The 19,351-nt window shown below is 69.2% G+C and carries 18 protein-coding genes; 6 read left to right on the top strand and 12 right to left on the bottom strand.

All coding sequences use genetic code 11. From position 1 onward, the window contains the following. Positions 1 to 5: 5 nt before the first annotated feature. Both yajC and AC07SQ_RS20820 read right to left on the bottom strand, forming a co-directional pair. On the bottom strand, positions 6 to 341 hold the full coding sequence (gene yajC / locus AC07SQ_RS20825) for a preprotein translocase subunit YajC (RefSeq protein WP_062478234.1): 336 nt from the start codon (positions 339 to 341) through the stop codon (positions 6 to 8). A gap of 258 nt (positions 342 to 599) precedes the next feature. Beyond that, positions 600 to 4,211, bottom strand: a complete 3,612-nt coding sequence (locus tag AC07SQ_RS20820) for an indolepyruvate ferredoxin oxidoreductase family protein (protein ID WP_495272707.1) — start codon at positions 4,209 to 4,211, stop codon at positions 600 to 602. Positions 4,212 to 4,389: 178 nt separating this feature from the next. Here AC07SQ_RS20820 and AC07SQ_RS20815 point away from each other — a divergent pair, with 178 nt between their 5' ends. Further along, entirely contained in the window at positions 4,390 to 4,866 is a 477-nt protein-coding gene (locus tag AC07SQ_RS20815; protein WP_062478228.1) for an Lrp/AsnC family transcriptional regulator, read from the top strand. Positions 4,867 to 4,950: 84 nt separating this feature from the next. Here the strand turns inward: AC07SQ_RS20815 and AC07SQ_RS20810 are convergent, their stop codons facing one another. From AC07SQ_RS20810 to AC07SQ_RS20795, 4 genes are all read right to left on the bottom strand, one after another. After that, the gene (locus AC07SQ_RS20810) at positions 4,951 to 5,310 is read right to left on the bottom strand and encodes a hypothetical protein (RefSeq protein WP_062478225.1); all 360 of its coding nucleotides are present in this window, start codon (positions 5,308 to 5,310) and stop codon (positions 4,951 to 4,953) included. Positions 5,311 to 5,410: 100 nt separating this feature from the next. After that, on the bottom strand, positions 5,411 to 5,800 hold the full coding sequence (locus tag AC07SQ_RS20805) for a roadblock/LC7 domain-containing protein (protein ID WP_095950487.1): 390 nt from the start codon (positions 5,798 to 5,800) through the stop codon (positions 5,411 to 5,413). Further along, positions 5,797 to 6,339: a GTP-binding protein gene (locus AC07SQ_RS20800; protein ID WP_070063237.1), complete on the bottom strand. Its 543-nt coding sequence runs from the start codon at positions 6,337 to 6,339 to the stop codon at positions 5,797 to 5,799. Before AC07SQ_RS20800 ends, AC07SQ_RS20805 begins: the two co-directional genes overlap by 4 nt. A 13-nt stretch (positions 6,340 to 6,352) precedes the next feature. Continuing rightward, positions 6,353 to 6,976: a hypothetical protein gene (locus tag AC07SQ_RS20795; RefSeq protein ID WP_095950486.1), complete on the bottom strand. Its 624-nt coding sequence runs from the start codon at positions 6,974 to 6,976 to the stop codon at positions 6,353 to 6,355. 200 nt (positions 6,977 to 7,176) lie between these two features. Here AC07SQ_RS20795 and AC07SQ_RS20790 point away from each other — a divergent pair, with 200 nt between their 5' ends. From AC07SQ_RS20790 to AC07SQ_RS20775, 4 genes are all read left to right on the top strand, one after another. Next, a complete protein-coding gene (locus AC07SQ_RS20790) occupies positions 7,177 to 7,899 on the top strand; it encodes a hypothetical protein (protein ID WP_495272706.1) in 723 nt (240 codons plus the stop codon). Between the two features lie 82 nt (positions 7,900 to 7,981). Next, complete coding sequence (locus tag AC07SQ_RS20785; protein ID WP_062479619.1) at positions 7,982 to 8,740, top strand: basic amino acid ABC transporter substrate-binding protein; 759 nt, start codon at positions 7,982 to 7,984, stop codon at positions 8,738 to 8,740. Between the two features lie 93 nt (positions 8,741 to 8,833). Then, positions 8,834 to 9,604, top strand: a complete 771-nt coding sequence (locus AC07SQ_RS20780) for an amino acid ABC transporter permease (RefSeq protein WP_070063241.1) — start codon at positions 8,834 to 8,836, stop codon at positions 9,602 to 9,604. A gap of 30 nt (positions 9,605 to 9,634) precedes the next feature. Next, on the top strand, positions 9,635 to 11,260 hold the full coding sequence (locus tag AC07SQ_RS20775) for an MFS transporter (RefSeq protein ID WP_095950483.1): 1,626 nt from the start codon (positions 9,635 to 9,637) through the stop codon (positions 11,258 to 11,260). Between the two features lie 9 nt (positions 11,261 to 11,269). Here AC07SQ_RS20775 and AC07SQ_RS20770 read toward each other — a convergent pair whose 3' ends face one another. The 6 genes from AC07SQ_RS20770 to AC07SQ_RS20745 are packed head-to-tail and all read right to left on the bottom strand — an operon-like array spanning position 11,270 to position 16,485. Next, positions 11,270 to 11,602, bottom strand: coding sequence for a cytochrome C oxidase subunit IV family protein (locus tag AC07SQ_RS20770; RefSeq protein WP_495272705.1), 333 nt, complete (start codon positions 11,600 to 11,602; stop codon positions 11,270 to 11,272). An 11-nt stretch (positions 11,603 to 11,613) separates the two neighbouring features. Further along, positions 11,614 to 12,309, bottom strand: a complete 696-nt coding sequence (locus AC07SQ_RS20765) for a heme-copper oxidase subunit III family protein (RefSeq protein ID WP_495272704.1) — start codon at positions 12,307 to 12,309, stop codon at positions 11,614 to 11,616. A gap of 11 nt (positions 12,310 to 12,320) precedes the next feature. Beyond that, positions 12,321 to 12,962 (bottom strand): cytochrome c oxidase subunit 3 family protein, encoded by a 642-nt coding sequence (locus AC07SQ_RS20760; protein WP_495272703.1) that lies wholly within the window; start codon positions 12,960 to 12,962, stop codon positions 12,321 to 12,323. Next, positions 12,959 to 14,746 carry a cytochrome c oxidase subunit I gene (gene ctaD / locus AC07SQ_RS20755; protein ID WP_495272702.1) on the bottom strand — a complete coding sequence of 596 codons (1,788 nt, stop codon included), beginning with the start codon at positions 14,744 to 14,746 and terminating at the stop codon, positions 12,959 to 12,961. The genes AC07SQ_RS20760 and ctaD overlap by 4 nt, the downstream gene beginning before the upstream one ends. After that, positions 14,743 to 15,912, bottom strand: a complete 1,170-nt coding sequence (locus AC07SQ_RS20750) for a cytochrome c oxidase subunit II (protein ID WP_495272701.1) — start codon at positions 15,910 to 15,912, stop codon at positions 14,743 to 14,745. The genes ctaD and AC07SQ_RS20750 overlap by 4 nt, the downstream gene beginning before the upstream one ends. A 57-nt stretch (positions 15,913 to 15,969) precedes the next feature. Further along, on the bottom strand, positions 15,970 to 16,485 hold the full coding sequence (locus tag AC07SQ_RS20745) for a DUF1269 domain-containing protein (protein ID WP_095950478.1): 516 nt from the start codon (positions 16,483 to 16,485) through the stop codon (positions 15,970 to 15,972). Between the two features lie 201 nt (positions 16,486 to 16,686). Between AC07SQ_RS20745 and AC07SQ_RS20740 the strand changes: the two genes are divergently transcribed. After that, complete coding sequence (locus AC07SQ_RS20740; protein ID WP_495272700.1) at positions 16,687 to 19,305, top strand: autotransporter family protein; 2,619 nt, start codon at positions 16,687 to 16,689, stop codon at positions 19,303 to 19,305. Positions 19,306 to 19,351: the final 46 nt, after the last annotated feature.

Genomic DNA, 19,351 nt, shown 5'->3' with positions numbered 1-19,351 from the left:
CGCTTTTATTGCTTGACGGCGCCCTTGGGCAGCACCTGGACCACCGCGCTGCGCTGGATCTTGATCTCGACGCCGTTGGCGATTTCCAGGCCGAGGTACTGGTCGTTCAGCGAGGTGATCTTGCCGAGCACGCCGCCGGCCGTGGCGACTTCGTCACCCTTGGCCAGGGCTTCGATCATGGCGCGGGCCTCTTTCTGGCGCTTCATTTGCGGGCGGATCATGACGAAATACAGCACCACGAACATCAACACCAGCGGCAGCATGCTGCCCAGCGAAGACAACATGTCGCCACCACCGGCGGCTGCGGGCGCGGTTTGAGCGAAAGCAGAGGAAATGAACAAGAGAGTCTCCAGCAGAGGGAAGAGAGAAGAAAAAGACTTCAGATGCGCGGGCCGGGCCCGCGGTTCCGCGCCCACGAGGGATGCGGGCCGCAAGTCAAAGGCTCGGCGGGGGAGGCCGCGCGCAGTCGGGCATTGTATTCGGCGCGGATGGCCGTTTCGCGCCCTTATCCGGCGCACCCCCGAGGGCTTTCAGCTATGGTTTAAATAGCAAAGAGCGCCGCAGGGGCGCTCTTTGTCAGGGGAAACGGGCCTGGCGGATCAGGCCGCTGCGCGCTGCGCCTGGGGGTTGCGCCACTTGCCCATCAGCTCGGTCCAGCGGGTGCGGGCCGCCGCGAGGTTGCGCTCCTTGACGTGGCCGTAGCCGCGGATCTGCTCGGGCAGGCTCGCGATCTCCAGCGCCAGCGCGTGGTTGTCGGCGCGCAGGCCCTTGAGCACTTCCTCGATGCTGGCGCGGTACTCGCCGATGAGGGCGCGCTCGGTCTTGCGCTCTTCGGTGCGGCCGAAGACATCGAGCGCCGTGCCGCGCAGGCCCTTGAGCTTCGCCAGGAAGCGGAAGCCCGTGAGCATCCAGGGGCCGAACTTCTGCTTCTGCAGCTGGCCCTTGGTGTTCTTCTTGGCCATGAGCGGCGGCGCCAGGTGGTAGTTGAGCTTGTAGTCGCCCTCGAACATGCCCTCGACGCGGTCCAGGAAGGTGCGGTCGGTGTGCAGGCGGGCGACTTCGTACTCGTCCTTGTAGGCCATGAGCTTGAACAGGTAGCGCGCCACCGTTTCGGCCAGGCCCGTGCTCTTGCCGACGGCCGACTCGACCTGCTGCACGCGGCCGACGAAAGCCTTGTATTCCTCGGCGTAGGCGGCGTTCTGGTAGCCGGTCAGGAACTCGGCGCGGCGAGCGACGAGCGCCTCGACCGTCTCGCGCTTCTTGAACTCGATGACCTGGCCCGGGCGCACGCGCTTTTGCAGCTCGTCCGGGCGCACGGCGGCCTGGCGGCCCCACTCGAAGGCGGTCTTGTTGTTCTCGATGGCCACGGCGTTCAGCTCGATGGCGCGCATCAGCGACTCGTGCGCCAGCGGCACCCAGCCCTTTTGCCAGGCGTAGCCCAGGATCATCGGGTTGACGTAGATGGTGTCGCCCATCAGCGCGGTGGCGGCGGCATCGGCGTCGAAGGTGCCCAGGCCGTCGATGCCCACGGCGCGCGCAATTTCAGCAGCGCAGGCGTCTTCGGGGTTCTGCCAGTTGGCGTTGCGCACGAAGGCGGCCGTGGGCGCGCTGTGGCTGTTGAGCGCCACGTGCGTGCGCCCTTCGCGCATGCGCGCCATGGTCTCGGCGTTGATCGTCACCAGCGGGTCGCAGGCCAGGATCAGGTCGGCCGCCGCGGTGCCCACGCGGGTGGTGCGGATGTCGTCCTGCGTGTCGCCGATGAGCACGTGGCTCCAGGTGGCGCCGCCCTTTTGCGCCAGGCCCGCCGCGTCCTGCGTGACGATGCCCTTGGCCTCGATGTGCGCAGCCATGCCCAGCAACTGGCCGATGGTGATCACGCCGGTGCCGCCGACGCCGGCCACCACCACGCCCCAGACCTTGCCGCCCGCGAGCGATGGAATGGCGGGCTCGGCCAGCAGGCCGAACTCGGCCGGCGTGGCCGCCTTGTTCTTGCCCTTCTTCTTGAGCTGACCGCCCTCGACGGTCACGAAGCTCGGGCAGAAGCCCTTCAGGCAGCTCATGTCCTTGTTGCAGCTGCTCTGGTTGATGGTGCGCTTGCGGCCGAATTCGGTTTCCAGCGGCTCCACCGAGAGGCAGTTGCTCTGCACGCTGCAGTCGCCGCAGCCTTCGCAGACCAGCTCGTTGATGACCACACGCTTGGCCGGATCGACGGCCGTGCCGCGCTTGCGGCGGCGGCGCTTCTCGGTGGCGCAGGTCTGGTCGTAGATGATGGCCGTGGTGCCGGCGATGGCGCGGAACTCGCGCTGGATGTCGTCCAGCAGGTCGCGGTGCTTCACCTGCACGTGGTCGCCCGGAATGTTCACGCCCTCGTACTTCTCGGGCTCGTCGGTGACGATGACGACCTTCTTCGTGCCCTCGGCATGCAGGCTTTCTGCAATCTGCAGCACCGAATGGCCCTCGGGGCGCTCGCCCACGGTCTGGCCGCCGGTCATGGCGACCGCGTCGTTGTAGAGGATCTTGTAGGTGATGTTCACGCCCGCCGCGATGCTCTGGCGAATCGCCAGCAGGCCGCTGTGGAAGTACGTACCGTCGCCCAGGTTCGCGAAGATGTGCTGGTCGGTCGTGAAGGGCTGCTGGCCGACCCATGGCACGCCCTCGCCGCCCATCTGCGTGAAGCCGATGGTGGAGCGGTCCATCCAGGTCGCCATGAAGTGGCAGCCGATGCCGCCCATCGCGCGCGAGCCTTCGGGCACGACGGTGCTGGTGTTGTGCGGGCAGCCCGAGCAGAACCAGGGCTGGCGCGTGGCGTCGGCCACGCTGGTGGAGGCCTGCTGCACCACCATCGCGCGCTCCTTGGCCTCCAGGATGGCCAGCTGCGCGTCGATGCGCGCGGCCATGTCGGCGCCAGCGGCGGCCAGCAGGCCCGTCTTCTTCAGGCGCGCGGCGATGGCCTTGGCGATGAGGGCCGGGTTCAGGTCGGCGTTGGCGCGCAGCAGCGTGTGCGAGGTCGGGTTGGGCATCGACCATTCGCCGCCGGAGTAGCCGTCGTCCGTGGAGCTGGCGCCTTCGTCGAACTTGCCGACCACGTTGGGGCGCACGTCGGAGCGCCAGTTGTAGAGCTCTTCCTTGAGCTGGTATTCGATGACCTGGCGCTTCTCCTCGACCACCAGGATTTCCTGCAGGCCGGTGGCGAATTCGCGCGTGAGCTGCGCCTCCAGCGGCCACACCACGCCCACCTTGTGCAGGCGGATGCCCAGCTGGCGGCAGGCCGCGTCGTCCAGGCCCAGGTCGATGAGCGCCTGGCGCGTGTCGTTGTAGGCCTTGCCGCTGGCCATGATGCCGAAGCGGTCGTTCGGGCCTTCGATCACGTTGTGGTTCAGGCGGTTGGCGCGGATGTAGGCCAGCGCGGCGTACCACTTGTAGTGCATGAGCCGGGCTTCCTGCTCCAGCGCATGGTCGGGCCAGCGGATGTGCAGGCCGCCGGGCGGCATCTCGAAGTCGGTGGGAATGACGATGTCGACGCGCTCGGGGTCGATCATGGCCGTGGCGCTGGACTCGACGATCTCCTGGATCGTCTTCATGCCCGACCACACGCCCGAGAAGCGGCTCAGCGCGAAGGCGTGGATGCCCAGGTCGAGGATTTCCTGCACGTTGGCCGGGAAGAACACCGGCGTGCCGCAGGCCTTGAAGATGTGGTCGCTCTGGTGCGCGGCCGTGCTGCTCTTGGAGATGTGGTCGTCGCCGGCCACCGCGATCACGCCGCCCCAGGCGGTGGTGCCGGCCATGTTGGCGTGCTTGAAGACGTCGGAGCAGCGGTCCACGCCCGGGCCCTTGCCGTACCAGATGCCGAAGACGCCGTCGAACTTGTTGGTGCCCTGGGGCGAAAAGCCCAGCTGCTGCGTGCCCCACAGCGCCGTGGCCGCGAGCTCTTCGTTCACGCCGGGCTGGAAGACGATGTTCTGTTCCTTGAGGAACTTGCTGGCCTTCCACAGCGCCTGGTCGTAGCCGCCGAGCGGGGAGCCGCGGTAGCCGCTGATGAAGCCGGCGGTGTTCTTGCCGACCTGCTTGTCGCGCAGGCGTTGCAGCATCGGCAGCTTGACCAGGGCCTGCACCCCGCTCATGAAGGCGCGCCCGTAATCGAGGCTGTATTTGTCGTCGAGCGTGACGGTTTCTAGCGCGCGGCGAATGTGCTCGGGCAGCGGGGCGTTCATGTTCTCTGTCTCCGTATTGGCAGGGCTTTGTGGGCCTGGCTGAGGGGTGTGGGTCTGTGCCCGGTAGGGCGCAAGCCCATGGTGACGCAAAGTGTATGCCGGGGTCTGCGACAGGTGTTTGCGTTTTTTGCTTCGAAAAAACGACTTTCAGAAAGAATCTTGCTTAACATCCACCCCCATGGAAAGCATTGACAAGTTCGACCTCGCTATCCTGCAAGAACTGCAGACCGATGGCCGCCTCACGAACGCCGAGTTGGCGCAGCGCGTTGGCCTGTCGGCGGCGCCCTGCTGGCGCCGCGTGCGCGCGCTGGAAGACGCCGGCTTCATCAAGGGCTACCGCGCCGAGATCGACCGCCACAAGATCGGGCTGGGCGTGCTGGCCTTCGTGCGCGTGGACACCGAGCGCGTCACCCACGAGGCCACGCGCAAGCTGGAAGACGCGATCCGCAAGATGCCCGAGGTGGTGGCCTGCCACTACATCAGCGGCACCGGCACCTTCGAGCTGCAGGTGGTGGCGCAGGACCTGAACGGCTTCTCGGCCTTCGCGCGGCAGAACCTCATGAACCTGCCGAACGTGAAAGACCTGCACACCAGCTTCTCGCTGGGCGAGGTGAAGGCCAACAGCGCGCTGCCGCTGGGGCACCTGGCGAAGTAACCGCCCCTCCAAAAAGAAAAGGGCCGCCTCCCGCGAGGGAGCCGGCCCGACCATCCGCCCGAGGGCGGTGCACCTTCTATCTGGTTAGAAGGTGATGTCCTTCTCGACGTCCTGCAGCTTGCGGCGGGCCAGCGCCAGGTTCGACTTCGCCTTGTCGAGCACGAAATAGATGAACACGCCTTCCTTCTGCGCCATCGGGCGCAGCAGGTGGTACTGCTTGCCCAGCGTGATGAGGATGTCTTCGATGGTGTCGCTCAGGCCCAGCGCGCGCATCGTCTTGAGCTTGGCGCGCATCACTTCGGTGTTGCCGGCGGCGGCCACTTCAAGGTCCACGCCGGAGCCGGCGGCGCCCAGCATCATGCCGCTGGCGGAGTCGACCACGGCAGCGCACAGGGCGCCGTCGGCGGTCAGGAGGGTGTCGAGGCTGGTCTGGATCGAGGCCATGTCAGTAAGTCCTGTGAGTGAAATTCATGCGACTGAAAAAAGAGGGTGGGGACGTCGCATGCCAATCCGTCCCCGCCCGTGAATTCGTGTTGGATGCGGTCTAGAACTGCGGCGCCTCGAGCGCCCGCACGCAGGCCGCCGTGCGGTACATCGCCTGCGCGAGCACCGCGTCGGCGTCGGCGATGACGTTCACCACCAGCGAGGTCTCGCCGCTGTGCACCGGGCTGACGAGCGCAAAGCCGTTGTCGGTCGCGACCGTGATGCAGGTGCAGCGGCCCAGGCGCGCCTCCTGCGACACCACGGCGCCGATGGCGGCGATCGAGCTGGCCATGGCGGCGATGCGCGCGGGCTCGACGTCGCGCCGCGCGACGCTGGCGATCTCGAAGCCGTCGGGCGTGGCCACCACCACCGAGGCGACGCCGCTCACTTCGTCGAGCACGCGGCGGGCCTCGACCGCGGCGCGCAGCTTCAGGGCGTGGGGAATCTTCATGGCGCGGCCTCCTCGTCGAGCACTTCGATCTGCATCAGCAGCGTCTCGATCAGCGCGACCACGTCGTCCTTGCGACGCGGGTCGACCGCCAGCAGCGGCAGCACCAGCCCGCGCGCCGCCAGCGCCTGCGCGTAGTCGTCCAGCGTGGGGGTGGGGTGCGAGGGCAGGCGGCTCACGCCCACGGCGCAGGGCATGCGCTCGAGCGCGCCGGCGAAGCCGTCCAGGTACTGGGCCAGGTCGGCCATCGGGTCGGGGCGGCTGTTGTCCAGCAGGATCGCCAGGCCCAGCGCGTCGCGCACCAGGATCTTCCACATGAAGTCGAAGCGGCTCTGGCCCGGCGTGCCGTACAGGCGCAGCCGGTCGCCGTTGTCCAGCGTCACCTGGCCGAAGTCGAGCCCCACCGTGGTGGTGGCCTTGGCGACCGAGGTGTCGGCGTTGGCGACCTCGGTGGCGATCGGTGCGGTTTCGCTGATGGCCGCGATGGCCGTGGTCTTGCCCACGCCCATCGGGCCCGTGAAGACGAGCTTGAAGTCCCTCATGCCGGCGCCCTGTTCAGGCCAGCCCGAGGCGTCGGCGGATGCGCGAGAGCAGGCCCCGCTTGTGCTGCGCGGCCTCGCCGCCGGCACCGACCCCCGAGGGGCGCGGCGCGCGGGCTTCCTCCGACCAGGTCAGCGCGCCTTCTTCCTCCAGCAGGCCGAGGAAGGTGCTGCACTCCTGCACGTCGATGCGGCCCAGCACGCTCAGGCTTTCGGCCGATTGCGCGCTCTTGGACAGGGCGGCCGCCAGCCGCACGTAGATCGGATGGCGCTGCAGGGTCACCTGCGAGGGCCAGCGGATCAGCGAGGCGCGCGCGCGGATCGAGCGCACCATGGCGCGCGCCGCGTCGCCCGAGGCCCCGCTGGGCGCGACCTGGTTGAGCAGCGCGACCAGCTCTTCCGCGTAGATGGGACGCGCCAGCGTGCGGCGCGCGGGCGCGGCGGCCACGGCCTCGCCGCGCGCCACCATCGGCACCACGAAGCGCGCGGCCGGCGTCTGCCGCTCGGCGGCCGGCGCATCGCCGTCCACCAGCAACAGGTCGCACGGTTGCGACTCGCTGACCGTCCACAACGACCGGAGATTGGAGCTGAGGCGAACGATGATCCGCAGGAGCTCGACCTCGACCTGAGGGAGCCCCATGACGCCCAAAACCAATGGCATACCTTCTTCCCTGAGCAATTGCTTTTAATAGTTCCTTATTGTTATATGTGTTAACTAATTGATGCGTTGTGTATCGAGTCGATGCCCAAATTTGGACGCGCACCGAGAAGTAACGCACACGCTTGGAGCGCCGGGCCGGCGGCGCGGCCCTTCGCGAGACCTCTGGGACACTGGGGCCCATGAATTCTGAAGAAGCTGGCCCACGGGCCCTGTCGCACCTGCACACCCTGGGCCTGCTGACCGACGCCGAACACGCGCAGGCGCTCGCGCACCCCGACCTGCCGGACACGCCGCTGCGCACCCCGAGCGAAGCGCTGGGCTGGGCGGCCGCCAAGGGCATCGTCGCGCCGGAGTCGCTGCCCGGCCTGCGCGCCCGCGCCGCCCCCGGCGCGCAAGACGAGGCGCACCGCACCGTGGCGAATGCGGTGGCCATGGTCAGCGGCCAGGCGCCGGCCTGGGTGCTGCTCGAGATCAGCCTCATGGCGAACCGCCTGGAAGACGGCGTGACCGAGAGCGCCCTCGATCAACTGCAGGCGCTGCAGTTGATCGATCCTGCGCAGCACGCACAGGCCCTCAGCCTGCTGCCCGCACAGGACCCCGAGTGGGCGGCGCCCGCCTCGCCGGCCGCCACGCTGGCCTGGGCCGTGCGCACCGGCGTGCTGACGCCCGCGCAGCTGCAGATGCTTGCCACGCCGATGTCCGCGGTCTCGCCGGAGGGCCGGCAGGTCGTGGCCGATGCGCTCGCCCGCACGGAACGCAGCAGCGGCGGGCGCACGAAGACCGTGCGCACCCACAGCGTGACGTGGAGTTCCACTGGCGCCTCCGGCTCGCCCCGCGCCGGCAAGGTGATCGCTGTCGTGGCCGTGGTGGCCGTCGCGCTCTACCTCCTGTTCGCCCGGTAGGCGGCAAGGGGGTCCCGATAGCGACCGCCTAAAATGCTCGCCCACCGCTTCCCGCCGGGCGGCAAAGACACAAGGACCCCGAATGAACTCTCTACGCCGCGCCCTGGCCCTCGGCCTCGCTGCCGCCACGCTCGCCTTCGGTGCCCAGGCCCAGAACCGCGAACTCACCGTGGCCTCCAGCGCCACCTACGCGCCGTTTGCCTTCGAGAACAAGGACAAGCAGATCGTCGGCTTCGACATCGACATCATCAACGCCATCGCCAAGCAGCAGGGCCTGAAGATCAAGATCGTCAACACGCCCTTCACCGGCATCTTCGGCGCGCTGAACAACGGCGACGTCGACCTGGTGATCTCGGGCGTCACCATCAACGAGAAGCGCAAGCAGAGCTACGACTTCACGCCGCCGTACTTCGCGGCCCGCCAGCTCATCGCGCTGCCGAAGAACAGCACCGTGGCCTCGCTGAAGGACCTCACGGGCAAGAAGATCGCCGTGGTCAGCGCCTCCACCGCCGACGACATCGCCTCGCGCGAGTTCGGCAAGACCAGCCCCAACATCCGCCGCTTCGAGAGCACGCCGCTCATCATTTCCGAGCTGGCCGGCGGCGGCGTCGATGCCGCCATGGGCGACAACGGCGTGATCGCCTACCGCGTGGCGCAGCACCCCGAGCTGAAGACGCTGGACGACAAGTCCTTCCCCGAAGAAGGCTTCGGCATCGTCGTGAAGAAGGGCGACAAGGCGCTGCTCGACAAGCTGTCGGCCGGCCTGGCGGCCATCCGCGCCGACGGCAGCTACGTGACGATCTACAAGAAATGGTTCAACAAGGACCCCAACGTGCGCTGAGCCGCACGGCATTTTCCTGAACACGGCCGCCCTCACGCGGCCGTTTCGTTTTTCCGCTGACCGACAGATAGACAGAGAGTTGAGGACGCAAGCATGGAACAACCAGTGCTGCTTTTCGGATGGTTCCGCTGGGACATCCTCGTGGAATACAAGGACCTGTTCTGGCAGGGCGCCTGGATGACGCTGCGCATGACCGTGGTCTGCGTGCTGCTGGGCGCCAGCTGGGGCCTGTGCCTGGCGCTGGCGCGGCTGGCGCAGGCGCGCCACGCACCATGGACCTGGGTCACGCGCCTGCTGCTGCGCTGGCCGGCCACGGTGTACGTGAGCTTCTTCCGGGGCACGCCGCTGTTCGTGCAGATCCTGCTCATCCACTTCGCGGTGATGCCGGTGTTCATCCACCCGAGCACGGGCATCCTGATCGACGGCGAGCTGGCGCGCACGCTCAAGCAGGAGCACGGCGCCCTCATCTCCGGCGTGGTCGCGCTCACGCTGAACTCGGCGGCCTACATCTCCGAAGTGTTCCGCGCCGGCATCCAGTCGATCTCGCGCGGGCAGTTCGACGCCGGCCGCTCGCTGGGCCTGAGCCCGGCGCAGGTGATGCGCTACGTGGTGCTGCCGCAGGCCTTTCGCCGCATGCTGCCGCCGCTGGGCAACAACGCGATCGCGCTGCTCAAGGACACCTCGCTGGTGTCGGCCATCGGCCTGGCCGAGCTGGCCTACGCCGCGCGCACCGTGGCCGGCGCCTATGCGCGCTACTGGGAGCCGTACCTGGCGATCTCGGTGGTGTACTGGGTGATGACGCTCGTCCTCACGACCTTGCTGCGCCGGCTGGAACACCGTCTCGCGCGCAGCGACCGGGGCTAGGCGCGCCACGTCGCGCCACAATAGCGCGACATGCCGCCCATATCCCCCGAAGAGACACCCCTCCCGCCGGCCCGGCCGCAGCCCTCGAACCTCGCGGCGCTCGAGCCCCTGAAGCTCCCCGTGTTCCGCATGCTGTGGAGCACCTGGCTCATCGCCAACATCTGCATGTGGATGAACGACGTGGCGGCGGCGTGGATGATGACCTCGCTGACCACCTCGCCGATCTGGGTCGCGCTGGTGCAGTCGGCCTCCACCCTGCCGGTGTTCCTGCTCGGTCTTCCGAGCGGCGCGCTGGCCGACATCCTCGATCGCCGGCGCTGGCTGGTGGCCACGCAGTTCTGGCTGGCCGGCACCGCCGTGGTGCTGTGCGCCGCCATCGCGCTCGACGTGATGACCGCGCCGCTGCTGCTGGCGCTCACCTTCGCCAACGGCATCGGGCTGGCGCTGCGCTGGCCGGTGTTCTCGGCCATCGTGCCCGAGCTCGTGCCGCGCCAACAGCTGCCGGCGGCCCTGGGCCTGAACGGCATCGCCATGAACGCCTCGCGCATCGTCGGCCCGCTCACGGCCGGCATGCTGATCGCGAGCGCGGGCAGCGTGTGGGTGTTCGCGCTCAACGCGGTGCTGTCGGTGGCCTCGGGCTTCGTGGTGCTGCGCTGGCGCCGCGAGCACACGCCCAACCCGCTGGGGCGCGAGAAGCTCATCAGCGCGATGCGCGTGGGCGTGCAGTTCGTGCGCCAGTCGCAGCGCATGCGGGCGGTGCTCACGCGCGTGTCGCTCTTCTTCTTCCACTCGACGGCGCTGCTGGCGCTGCTGCCGCTGCTGGCACGCAACCTCCAGGGCGGCGGTGCCGGCACCTTCACGCTGCTGCTGGCCGCCATGGGCACGGGCGCGATCATCGCGGTGCTGTTCCTGCCGCGGCTGCGCCAGGCGCTCGGGCGCGACCAGCTGGTGCTGCGTGGCGCCATGCTGCAGTCGGCCGCCACGGCCGTGATGGCCGTGGCGCCCAACGCCTGGGTCGCGGTGCCGGCGATGTTCTTCGGCGGCATGGCGTGGATCACGGTGGCCAACTCGCTGTCGGTGTCGGCCCAGCTGGCGCTGCCCGACTGGGTGCGCGCGCGCGGCATGTCGACCTACCAGATGGCGATCATGGGCGCGAGCGCGATCGGCGCGGCGCTGTGGGGCCAGGTGGCCACCGTCACGTCGCTCAAGCTGAGCCTGGCCATCGCCGCCGTGAGCGGCACGCTGCTGATGCTGGCGGCCATGCGCTGGGTGACCGACGTGAGCGGCGAGGACGACGTGCGCCCCGCCCAAGCCGGTTGGGCCACCGGCCCGCCGGCCGAGGCGCCGCAGGAAGACGGCCGCGTGGTGATCACGGTCGAGTACCTCATCGACCCGTCGCGCGCCGCGGCCTTCCACCTCGTGATGCAGCAGACCCGGCGCGCGCGCCTGGGCCAGGGCGCCATCGGCTGGGAGCTGCTGCACGACATCGCGCAGCCCGAGCGCTACGTGGAGCAGATCGTGGACGAGTCGTGGACCGACCACCTGCGCCGCTTCAACCGCGCCACCGCCGCCGACATGGCGCTGCGCGAACGCCGGCTGGCCTTCCACCTGGGCGAATCGCCGCCGGTGATCACGCGCTTCGTGGTGCGGCGCTGAGCCGGGCCGTCAGCGGAAGAACGCCAGCCGCGCGAGGAAGGTGTGGTCGGCCTCCGCCGCCATCAGCCCGACCAGCACCAAAAGGCACAGCGGCGGCAGCAGGATCGCGTAGACCAGCGCCATCCGCTCCCACGCCATGTGCATGAAGACCGCGACGATGAGCCCGGCCTTGAGCAGCATGAAGACGATGATCAGGCCCCAGCGCAGGTAGCTCTGCACATGGAAGTAGTCGACCATGTACGACATCGCGCTGAGCACGAACAGGAGCCCCCAGATCTTCAGGTACAGGCCGATCGGGTGCTGCTGGCCGGTGGTGGCGTGGGTGGCGTGGGTGGTGTTCATGATGATGGTCCTCACCAGAGATAGAACAGCGCGAAGATGAAGACCCACACCAGGTCGACGAAGTGCCAGTACAGGCCCACGATCTCGACCACCTGGTAGTTGCCGGCCTTGTCGTAGTCGCCGCGAATGAGCTTGAAGGCCACCGCGAACAGCAGCACCACGCCGGCCGACACGTGCAGCCCGTGGAAGCCCGTGATCATGAAGAAGGCCGCGCCGAACTGCGCCGCGCCCATCGGGTTGCCCCAGGGCCGCACGCCCTCCTCGAGGATCAGCTTGGACCACTCGAAGGCCTGCATGCCCACGAAGAGCTCGCCGAAGGTGGCGGTCACGAGCATCAGCGTGGCGGCGTTCACGCGGTCGCCGCGGTAGGCGAAGTTGACCGCCATCGCCATCGTGCCGCTGCTGCTGATGAGCACGAAAGTCATGATCGCGATCAGCAAGAGCGGCACGTCGGCCCCACCCACGTGCAGCGCGAACACCTCGCTCGGATTCGGCCAGGCCACGGTGGTCGAGACGCGCACCGTCATGTAGCCCGTGAGGAAGCAGCTGAAGATGAAGATGTCGCTCAGCAGGAAGATCCACATCATGGCCTTGCCCCACGAGACGTGGAAGGCCTGGCGGTCGGACGACCAGTCGGCCACCAGCCCACGCCAGCCGCTCATGGCGACGGCGGAGCCGGTGAGGGTTGCTGCAGTGCTGGAGTTCATGCGAAACCTCCTCACGCCGTGCCGCAAAGGACGCGCGCCACCTCCGGCGTCACCCACCCCAGCAGCGCGAACAGCGCCAGCCACACGGCCAGCATGAAGTGCCAGTAGCGCGCGCACAGCGCGATGCGCCATCCGGCGCGGGCGGGATCGGCCCACGCGACGCGCGCCGCCATCGCCCACCCGACCAGCCCGCCCGCCAGGTGCAGCCCGTGCATGGCGGTCAGCAGGTAGAAGAAGCTGCCCGACGGGTTGCCGGCCGGCAGCACCTGCGCGTGCGCCATCGCGGCCCAGGCCCACAGCTGCACGCCGAGGAAGCCCACGGCGCACAGGCCGCCGGCCAACAGCAGGCGGCGCATGCGCGCCGGGTCCACGCGGCGCATGCGCGCCGGGTCCACGCGGCGCGAAGCGGCTTCCAGCGCCACGCTGCCCGCCGCCAGCAGCGCCGAGCTGAGCCACAGCTGCCACGGCAGCGCGAGCGCGACCGCGTCGCCACTGCTCATGCGCATCACGTAGGCCACGGTGAACAGGGAGAACAGCGCGGTGACCACGCCCATGAAGACCCACAGGCCGATGCCCGCCGCGCTGGCGTGCGCGTCGCGCAGCCGCACGTCGCGGGGCAGGCCGCGCAGGCGCAGGGCGGCGTCCGCGTTCATGCCGGGGCTCCGCGCGCGCCGCTCACCGGCACGTCGTCCTTGTCGTCGCTGGCCTGCGGCGGTGCGTTCTGCGCGATGAAGTCTTCCGCCGCGCCCGGCACGCCGTAGGCGTAAGCCCAGCGGTAGGCCACGGGCAGCCGCGACCCCCAGTTGCCGTGGCCGGGCGGCGTCTCGGGCGTCTGCCATTCGAGCGAGGCGGCGCGCCACGGGTTGGCGCCGGCCGGCCGGCCGCGCCAGGCGCTCCAGGCCAGGTTGACGATGAAGAGCAGCTGCGCCGCGCCGACCACCAGCGCCACCACGGTGATGAATTCATTCAGGCTGAAGGCCGACGGCGGGATGAACTTGTAGCCGTCGAAGTTGTAGTAGCGCCGCGGCATGCCCAGCACACCCAGGTAGTGCATGGGAAAGTAGATCGCGTAGGTGCCCAGGAAGGTGATCCAGAAATGCAGCCGGCCGAGCCGGTCGTCCAGCATGCGCCCGGTGATCTTGGGGAACCAGTGGTAGATGCCGCCGAACACCACCAACAGCGGCGCCACGCCCATCACCATGTGGAAGTGCGCCACCACGAAGTAGGTGCCCGACAGCGGAATGTCCACGCTCACGTTGCCCAGGAACAGGCCCGTGAGCCCGCCGATGACGAAGGTGCACACGAAGGCCAGCGCGAACAGCATCGGCACCGACAGGTGGATGTCGCCGCGCCACAGCGTGAGCAGCCAGTTGTAGACCTTGATCGCCGTGGGCACCGCGATGACCAGCGTGGTGGTGGCGAAGAAGAAGCCGAAGTACGGATTCATGCCGCTCACGAACATGTGGTGCGCCCACACCACCACGCTGAGCCCGCCGATGGCCACGATGGCCCACACCATCGTGCGGTAGCCGAAGATGCGCTTGCGCGCGTGCACGCTGATCAGGTCCGACACGATGCCGAAGGCCGGCAGCGCCACGATGTAGACCTCGGGGTGGCCGAAGAACCAGAACAGGTGCTGGAACAGCAGCGGGCTGCCGCCCTTGTGGCCCGACAGCTGCCCCATCGACACCAGCGCCGGCATGAAGAAGCTGGTGCCCACCGTGCGGTCCAGCAGCAGCATCACGCCGCTGACGAACAGCGCCGGAAAACCCAGCAGCGCCAGCACCGTGGCCACGAAGATGCCCCACACCGTGAGCGGCATGCGCAGCAGCGTCATGCCCCGGCAGCGCGCCTGCAGCACGGTGGTCGCGTAGTTCAGGCCGCCCATGGTGGTGGCCACGATGAAGATCAGCAGCGACACCAGCATCAGCACGATGCCGCCGCCGTGGCCCGGCGTGCCGGGCAGGATCGACTGCGGCGGGTACAGCGTCCAGCCCGCACCCGTGGGGCCGCCCGCCACGAAGAAGCTGGCCATCAGCACCACCACCGACAGCAGGTAGACCCAGAAGCTCAGCATGTTGAGGTAGGGGAACACCATGTCGCGCGCCCCCACCATGAGCGGGATCAGGTAGTTGCCGAAGCCGCCGAGGAACAGCGCCGTGAGCAGGTAGATCACCATGATCATTCCGTGCATGGTCACGAACTGGTAGTAGCGTTCGGCGTTGATGAACTCGAACTGGCCCGGAAACCCCAGCTGCAGCCGCATCAGGTTGGACAGCACCAGCCCGACCACGCCCACCGCGATGGCGGTGCAGGCGTACTGCACGGCGATCACCTTGTGGTCCTGGCTCCAGACATAGCGGCGCAGGAAGCCCTGCGGCGCCGCGTGGCCGCCGTCGTCGTGCTCGTCGTCTTGAGTGAGCGCAGAAGAAGTCATCGCGCGGCCTTCTGTTCGGTGGCAGCCTGCGCCGGCGGGCTGCCCAGACTCTGGATGTAGGCCACCAGCGCGGCCAGTTCCTCGTCGCTCAGGTCGATCTTCGGCATCACCGGCGGGAAGCCCTTCACGTGGCGCGCCTGCGGGTCGCGGATGAAGCTGCGCAGGTAGGCCTCGTCGACCAGTGCGGTGCTGCCGTCGGCCATCGACTCGGTCTTGCCATACAGGCCCTTCCAGGTCGGCCCCACGCGTGTGCTGCCGTCGATGGTGTGGCAGGCCACGCAGCCCTTGGCGTCGGCCAGCGCGCGGCCCTGGTCGACGCGGCCGCCACCGCCGGCCGGTGCCTGGGCAGCCTGCGCCGCCTTGGCCGCTTGCGCCAGCTGCATCGCGCCGAAGGTCGGCAGCGCCGAGCGCCACGCGTCGTAGGCCGCCGCGTCCTCCACCACCACGAAGCCGCGCATGTTCGGATGGCCCACGCCGCACAGCTGCGCGCACAGCGCCTCGTAGCGGCCCGCGACGGTCGGCGTGAACCAGAAGCGGCTGACCTGCCCCGGCACGATGTTCATGCGGGCGCGGATGGGTGGCACGAAGAAGTCGTGCAGCACGTCGTGCGAGCGCATCAGCACCAGCACCGGCTGGCCGATCGGCAGGTGCACCTCGTCGCCGGGAACCAGCAGGTCGTCCAGCCCCGCCGCGTCGGCCGGGTCGAGCCCGAAGGGGTTGGCGGCGCTGACGAAGCGCGCGTCGGTCGCGCCCAGCTTGCCGTCCGCGCCCGGCAGGCGAAAGCGCCACTGCCACTGCTGGCCCAGCACCTCGAGCACGCGCGCGTCATGCGGCGTGCGCACGTAGTTCGCGTACACCACGAGGCCGGGTGCCAGCAGCGCCATGATGCCGACGGTGGTGCCGCCGATGAGCCAGCGCTCCAGCGTGCGGCTCTCGGGCGCATGCGGCGCCACGCGGCGCCCCTCGCGGTGGCGAAAGCGCACCACGGTGTAGGCGAGGAACAGGTTGATGACGACGAAGAACAGGCCCGTGATGAGCAGCGTGATGGTCAGCGTGTCGTCCATGCGCTGCCAGTTGGAGGCCAGCGGCGTCGTCCACCACGGGTTGACGGCGTGGAACGCCACCGAGGCCACCACGATGAGCAACAGGACGACGGCGATGGTCATGTGCTGCGCTCCCTGGGGTGGCCATCGTGGGTTCCGGGAGTCGCATGCGCGGCGGCTTCAGCGGATCGCCGGGATCCGCGGCTCTTCGCCCTCGAAGCGGGCCTCGGGGTGCGTGGCCTCCAGCATCGCCTCGACCTCGCGCACGCGCGCGGGCGGCAGGTCGACCATCAACAGGACCTGGCCCTGCGCGATGGCGCTCTCGAAGCGCGCCAGCCGCGGGCTCGGGATCGACACGCCGACCATGGTGGCCGACCAGGCGCCCACCACGCCGCCCAGCAGCGCCAGGCCCACGGCCACTGCCCATTCGGGCTCGTCGCCGAACACGGGGAACAGCAGCGCGGCCAGCAGCCCGACGACCACCCCGCAGGCGGTGCCGAGCACCCAGCCGGTCTTGGCGGCGTGAACGAGGTCGGAGGTCTGCCAGACGTTGGCCGCATGGAGCCCGGCCATGTCCTGGCCTTCGCGTGCGGCGAAATGCAGGTGCGCGATGTCGACACGCGCCTGCAGCAGATCGTGCATCGCCTGCCTGGCACTCGCCAGGTCCGGCAACAGCCAATAGATGCGTCTTTTCACGGCGCCTCCTTTCCGTCTTGCGACGAGCAAGAGACCATGCTTGAGTTATAGGCTCAACAAGGGCCGCATTCAAGTCGGCGCGCCATCGGGACCGACCCGGTGAGTACGGAAGTTCGTCGGTTTCCAGAAGGGCAATTGCACTGAATAATCCGCCGCTCCAGGCCCCCACGGCCTCATGAAAAACAAGAAGGAGCAAACGACATGCGCATGGAGCGAGGCCCCCGGTTTTCCCACTTTTCTCGGTTTTCTTTTCCCCGCCGTCATCCGGCATCCCCCCTTCCCTGGCTCGCGGCCGCCCTTGCAGGGCTCGCAGGCGGCGCCGCGCACGCGGCCTGCGGCCCCACCGCCACGCCGGTCACCGGCGACACGGTGGTCTGCGACGGCACCACGACCGTATCGCCCAGCGTGATCGCCACGCCGGGCAGCACCGGCGTCACCATCACCGTGAACAGCGGCGCCACGCTGACCACCAACGCCACGCAGGCGCTGCTGGTGCGCGATGCGAGCACCATCACCAACAACGGCACGATCACGGTGTCGGGCGGCTCGGGCTCGGCGCGCGCGGCGATGGTCGCCACGGGCAACGACAACACGCTGACCAACAACGGCAGCCTGCGCACCACGAGCAGCGGCACCTCCGGCATCCTGGTGACGTCGAACAGCAGCACGCGCACGCGCATCACCAACAACGGCAGCATCGTCACCACGGGGGGCAGTTCGCATGGCATCTCGCTGCTGGGGCCGGGCAACACGGTGGTCAACAACGGCAGCATCTCGGCCATCGGCACCTCGGCCAAGGGCGTGTACCTGCAGGGCGGCAACCTCGTGGCCAACCTGCTGGTGAACACCGGCAGCATCGCCACCACGGGCGCCAACTCGCCGTCGGGCGGCGCCGACGCGGTGCATGCGAACACGCTGGGCGGCACCTTCTTCTCGCGCGTGGAGAACCGGGCCGGCGCCACGCTCTCGAGCGCCAACGGCTACGGCTACCGCGGCCAGAACGGCAACGACGTGCTGGTCAACGCCGGCACCATCGAAGGCCACGGCGGCACCGCCAGCACCGACGCGATCTACATGGGCGCGCTCGGCAACGGCACGCTGATCCTGCAGACCGGCTCGGTCATCAAGGGCGGCGCCGACGGCGGCGTCGGCAAGACGGCCAGCACTTTCCTCGAAGGCAGCGGCACGGTCGACAACGCCTTCCGCAACTTCCAGCACCTGACGATGCGCGGCACCGCGTGGTCGTGGCAGACCGACGCGAGCTTCTCGGATTCGATCCGCGTCGAGTCCGGCCGCTTCACCCTGCCCGCCACGCTGACCAGCCCCGTCATCACGGTGTTGCCCGGCACCATCGTGGCCGGCACCGGCACCTTCGCGGGCAACGTCACCAACCAGGGCACGCTGCTGCCCGGCCCGAACGACGGCGTCGGCTTCGGCGCTTTCACGGTGCGCGGCAACTACGTGGGCGGCAGCGGCGCGCTGCTGCAGGTCAACACCGTGCTGGCGGGCGACAACGCGCCCTCGGACAAGCTGGTGATCGACGGCGGCGCGGCCACGGGGTCCACCGGCCTGCGTGTGGTGAACCGCGGCGGCCTGGGCGCGCCCACGCTGGCCGACGGCATCCTGGTGGTGCAGGCCGTCAACGGCGGCACCACGGCCGACCAGGCGTTCTCGCTGACCCAGGCGGTGGAGGCCGGCGCCTACAACTACCGGCTGTTCCGCGGCGGCGCGACGGGCGGCAACCGCGACAACTGGTACCTGCGCAACAACGGCTACCTCGTGGGCGGCACCGTGGTCGGCTCGCTGGAAGAAGCCGCCGAGGTGATCGCCGAGTCGGGCTCGCCGGCGACGGTGGAGCAGGTCAAGCTCTACCGGCCCGAGGTGCCGCTGTACAGCGCCCTGCCGATCGCCGTGCGCCGCCTCGGGCTGGCGCAGCTGGGCACCTTCCACGACCGGCAAGGCGATGCGCAACTGCTCGCGGACGGTGAAGGCCGGCAGGCCTCGTGGGGCCGCGTGTTCGGCGAAAGCACGCGGCAGCGCCTGCGCGGCGATGCCAATCCGCAGTTCGACGGCAGCGTGAGCGGCCTGCAGCTGGGCCACGACTTCCTGGCGGCCACCGACGGCGCGGGCGGGCGCCACCGCGTCGGCGTGCTGGGCGGCTACACGCGGGCCAGCGGCCACGCGAGCGGCGTCGCCGGCGGCGCCACCAACGCGGCGGCCGGCCGGCTCACCGTCGAGGGCTACAGCCTGGGCGCCTACTGGACCCGCATCGCGAGCAGCGGCTGGTACAGCGACGCCGTGCTGCTGGCCACGCGCTACAAGGCCGATGCGCGCTCCACCCTGGGGCGCGGCGGCCGTCCGCACGGCACCAGCGTGACCGCCTCACTCGAAGCCGGCTACCCGCTGGCGCTGAGCGACACCGTCACGCTGCAGCCGCAGGTGCAGCTGATCTGGCAGCGCAACTCGCTCGACGACTTCGACGACGGCCTCTCGACCGTGCGCTTCCAGCGCGACAACGCCGTCACCGGCCGGCTGGGCGCACGGCTCGAAGGCCGCTTCGAGGCGGGCGGCGGCGTCTGGAAGCCCTACCTGAAGCTCAACCTGTGGCACACCTTCAGCGGCAGCAACGCCCTCTACTTCGGGCCGAGCGACCGGGTCGCCAACCGCCGCAACGCGAGCGCCCTCGAAGTGGGCGGCGGCATCGTCGGGCAGGTGAACAAGACGCTGTCGGTCTACGGCGGCCTGGCCTACACCAGCGCCATCGGCATCACCGAGCAGACCGGCGTGCAGGGCCAGCTGGGGCTGCGCATGCGCTGGTGACCCCGGGGCGCCGGGCGCCCGGGCGGCTCGACTTTTGACCGTCCGG

Source organism: Variovorax sp. GW821-FHT06D12 (genome assembly GCF_059419205.1).
This window is presented reverse-complemented; position numbering and strand designations above follow the sequence as displayed.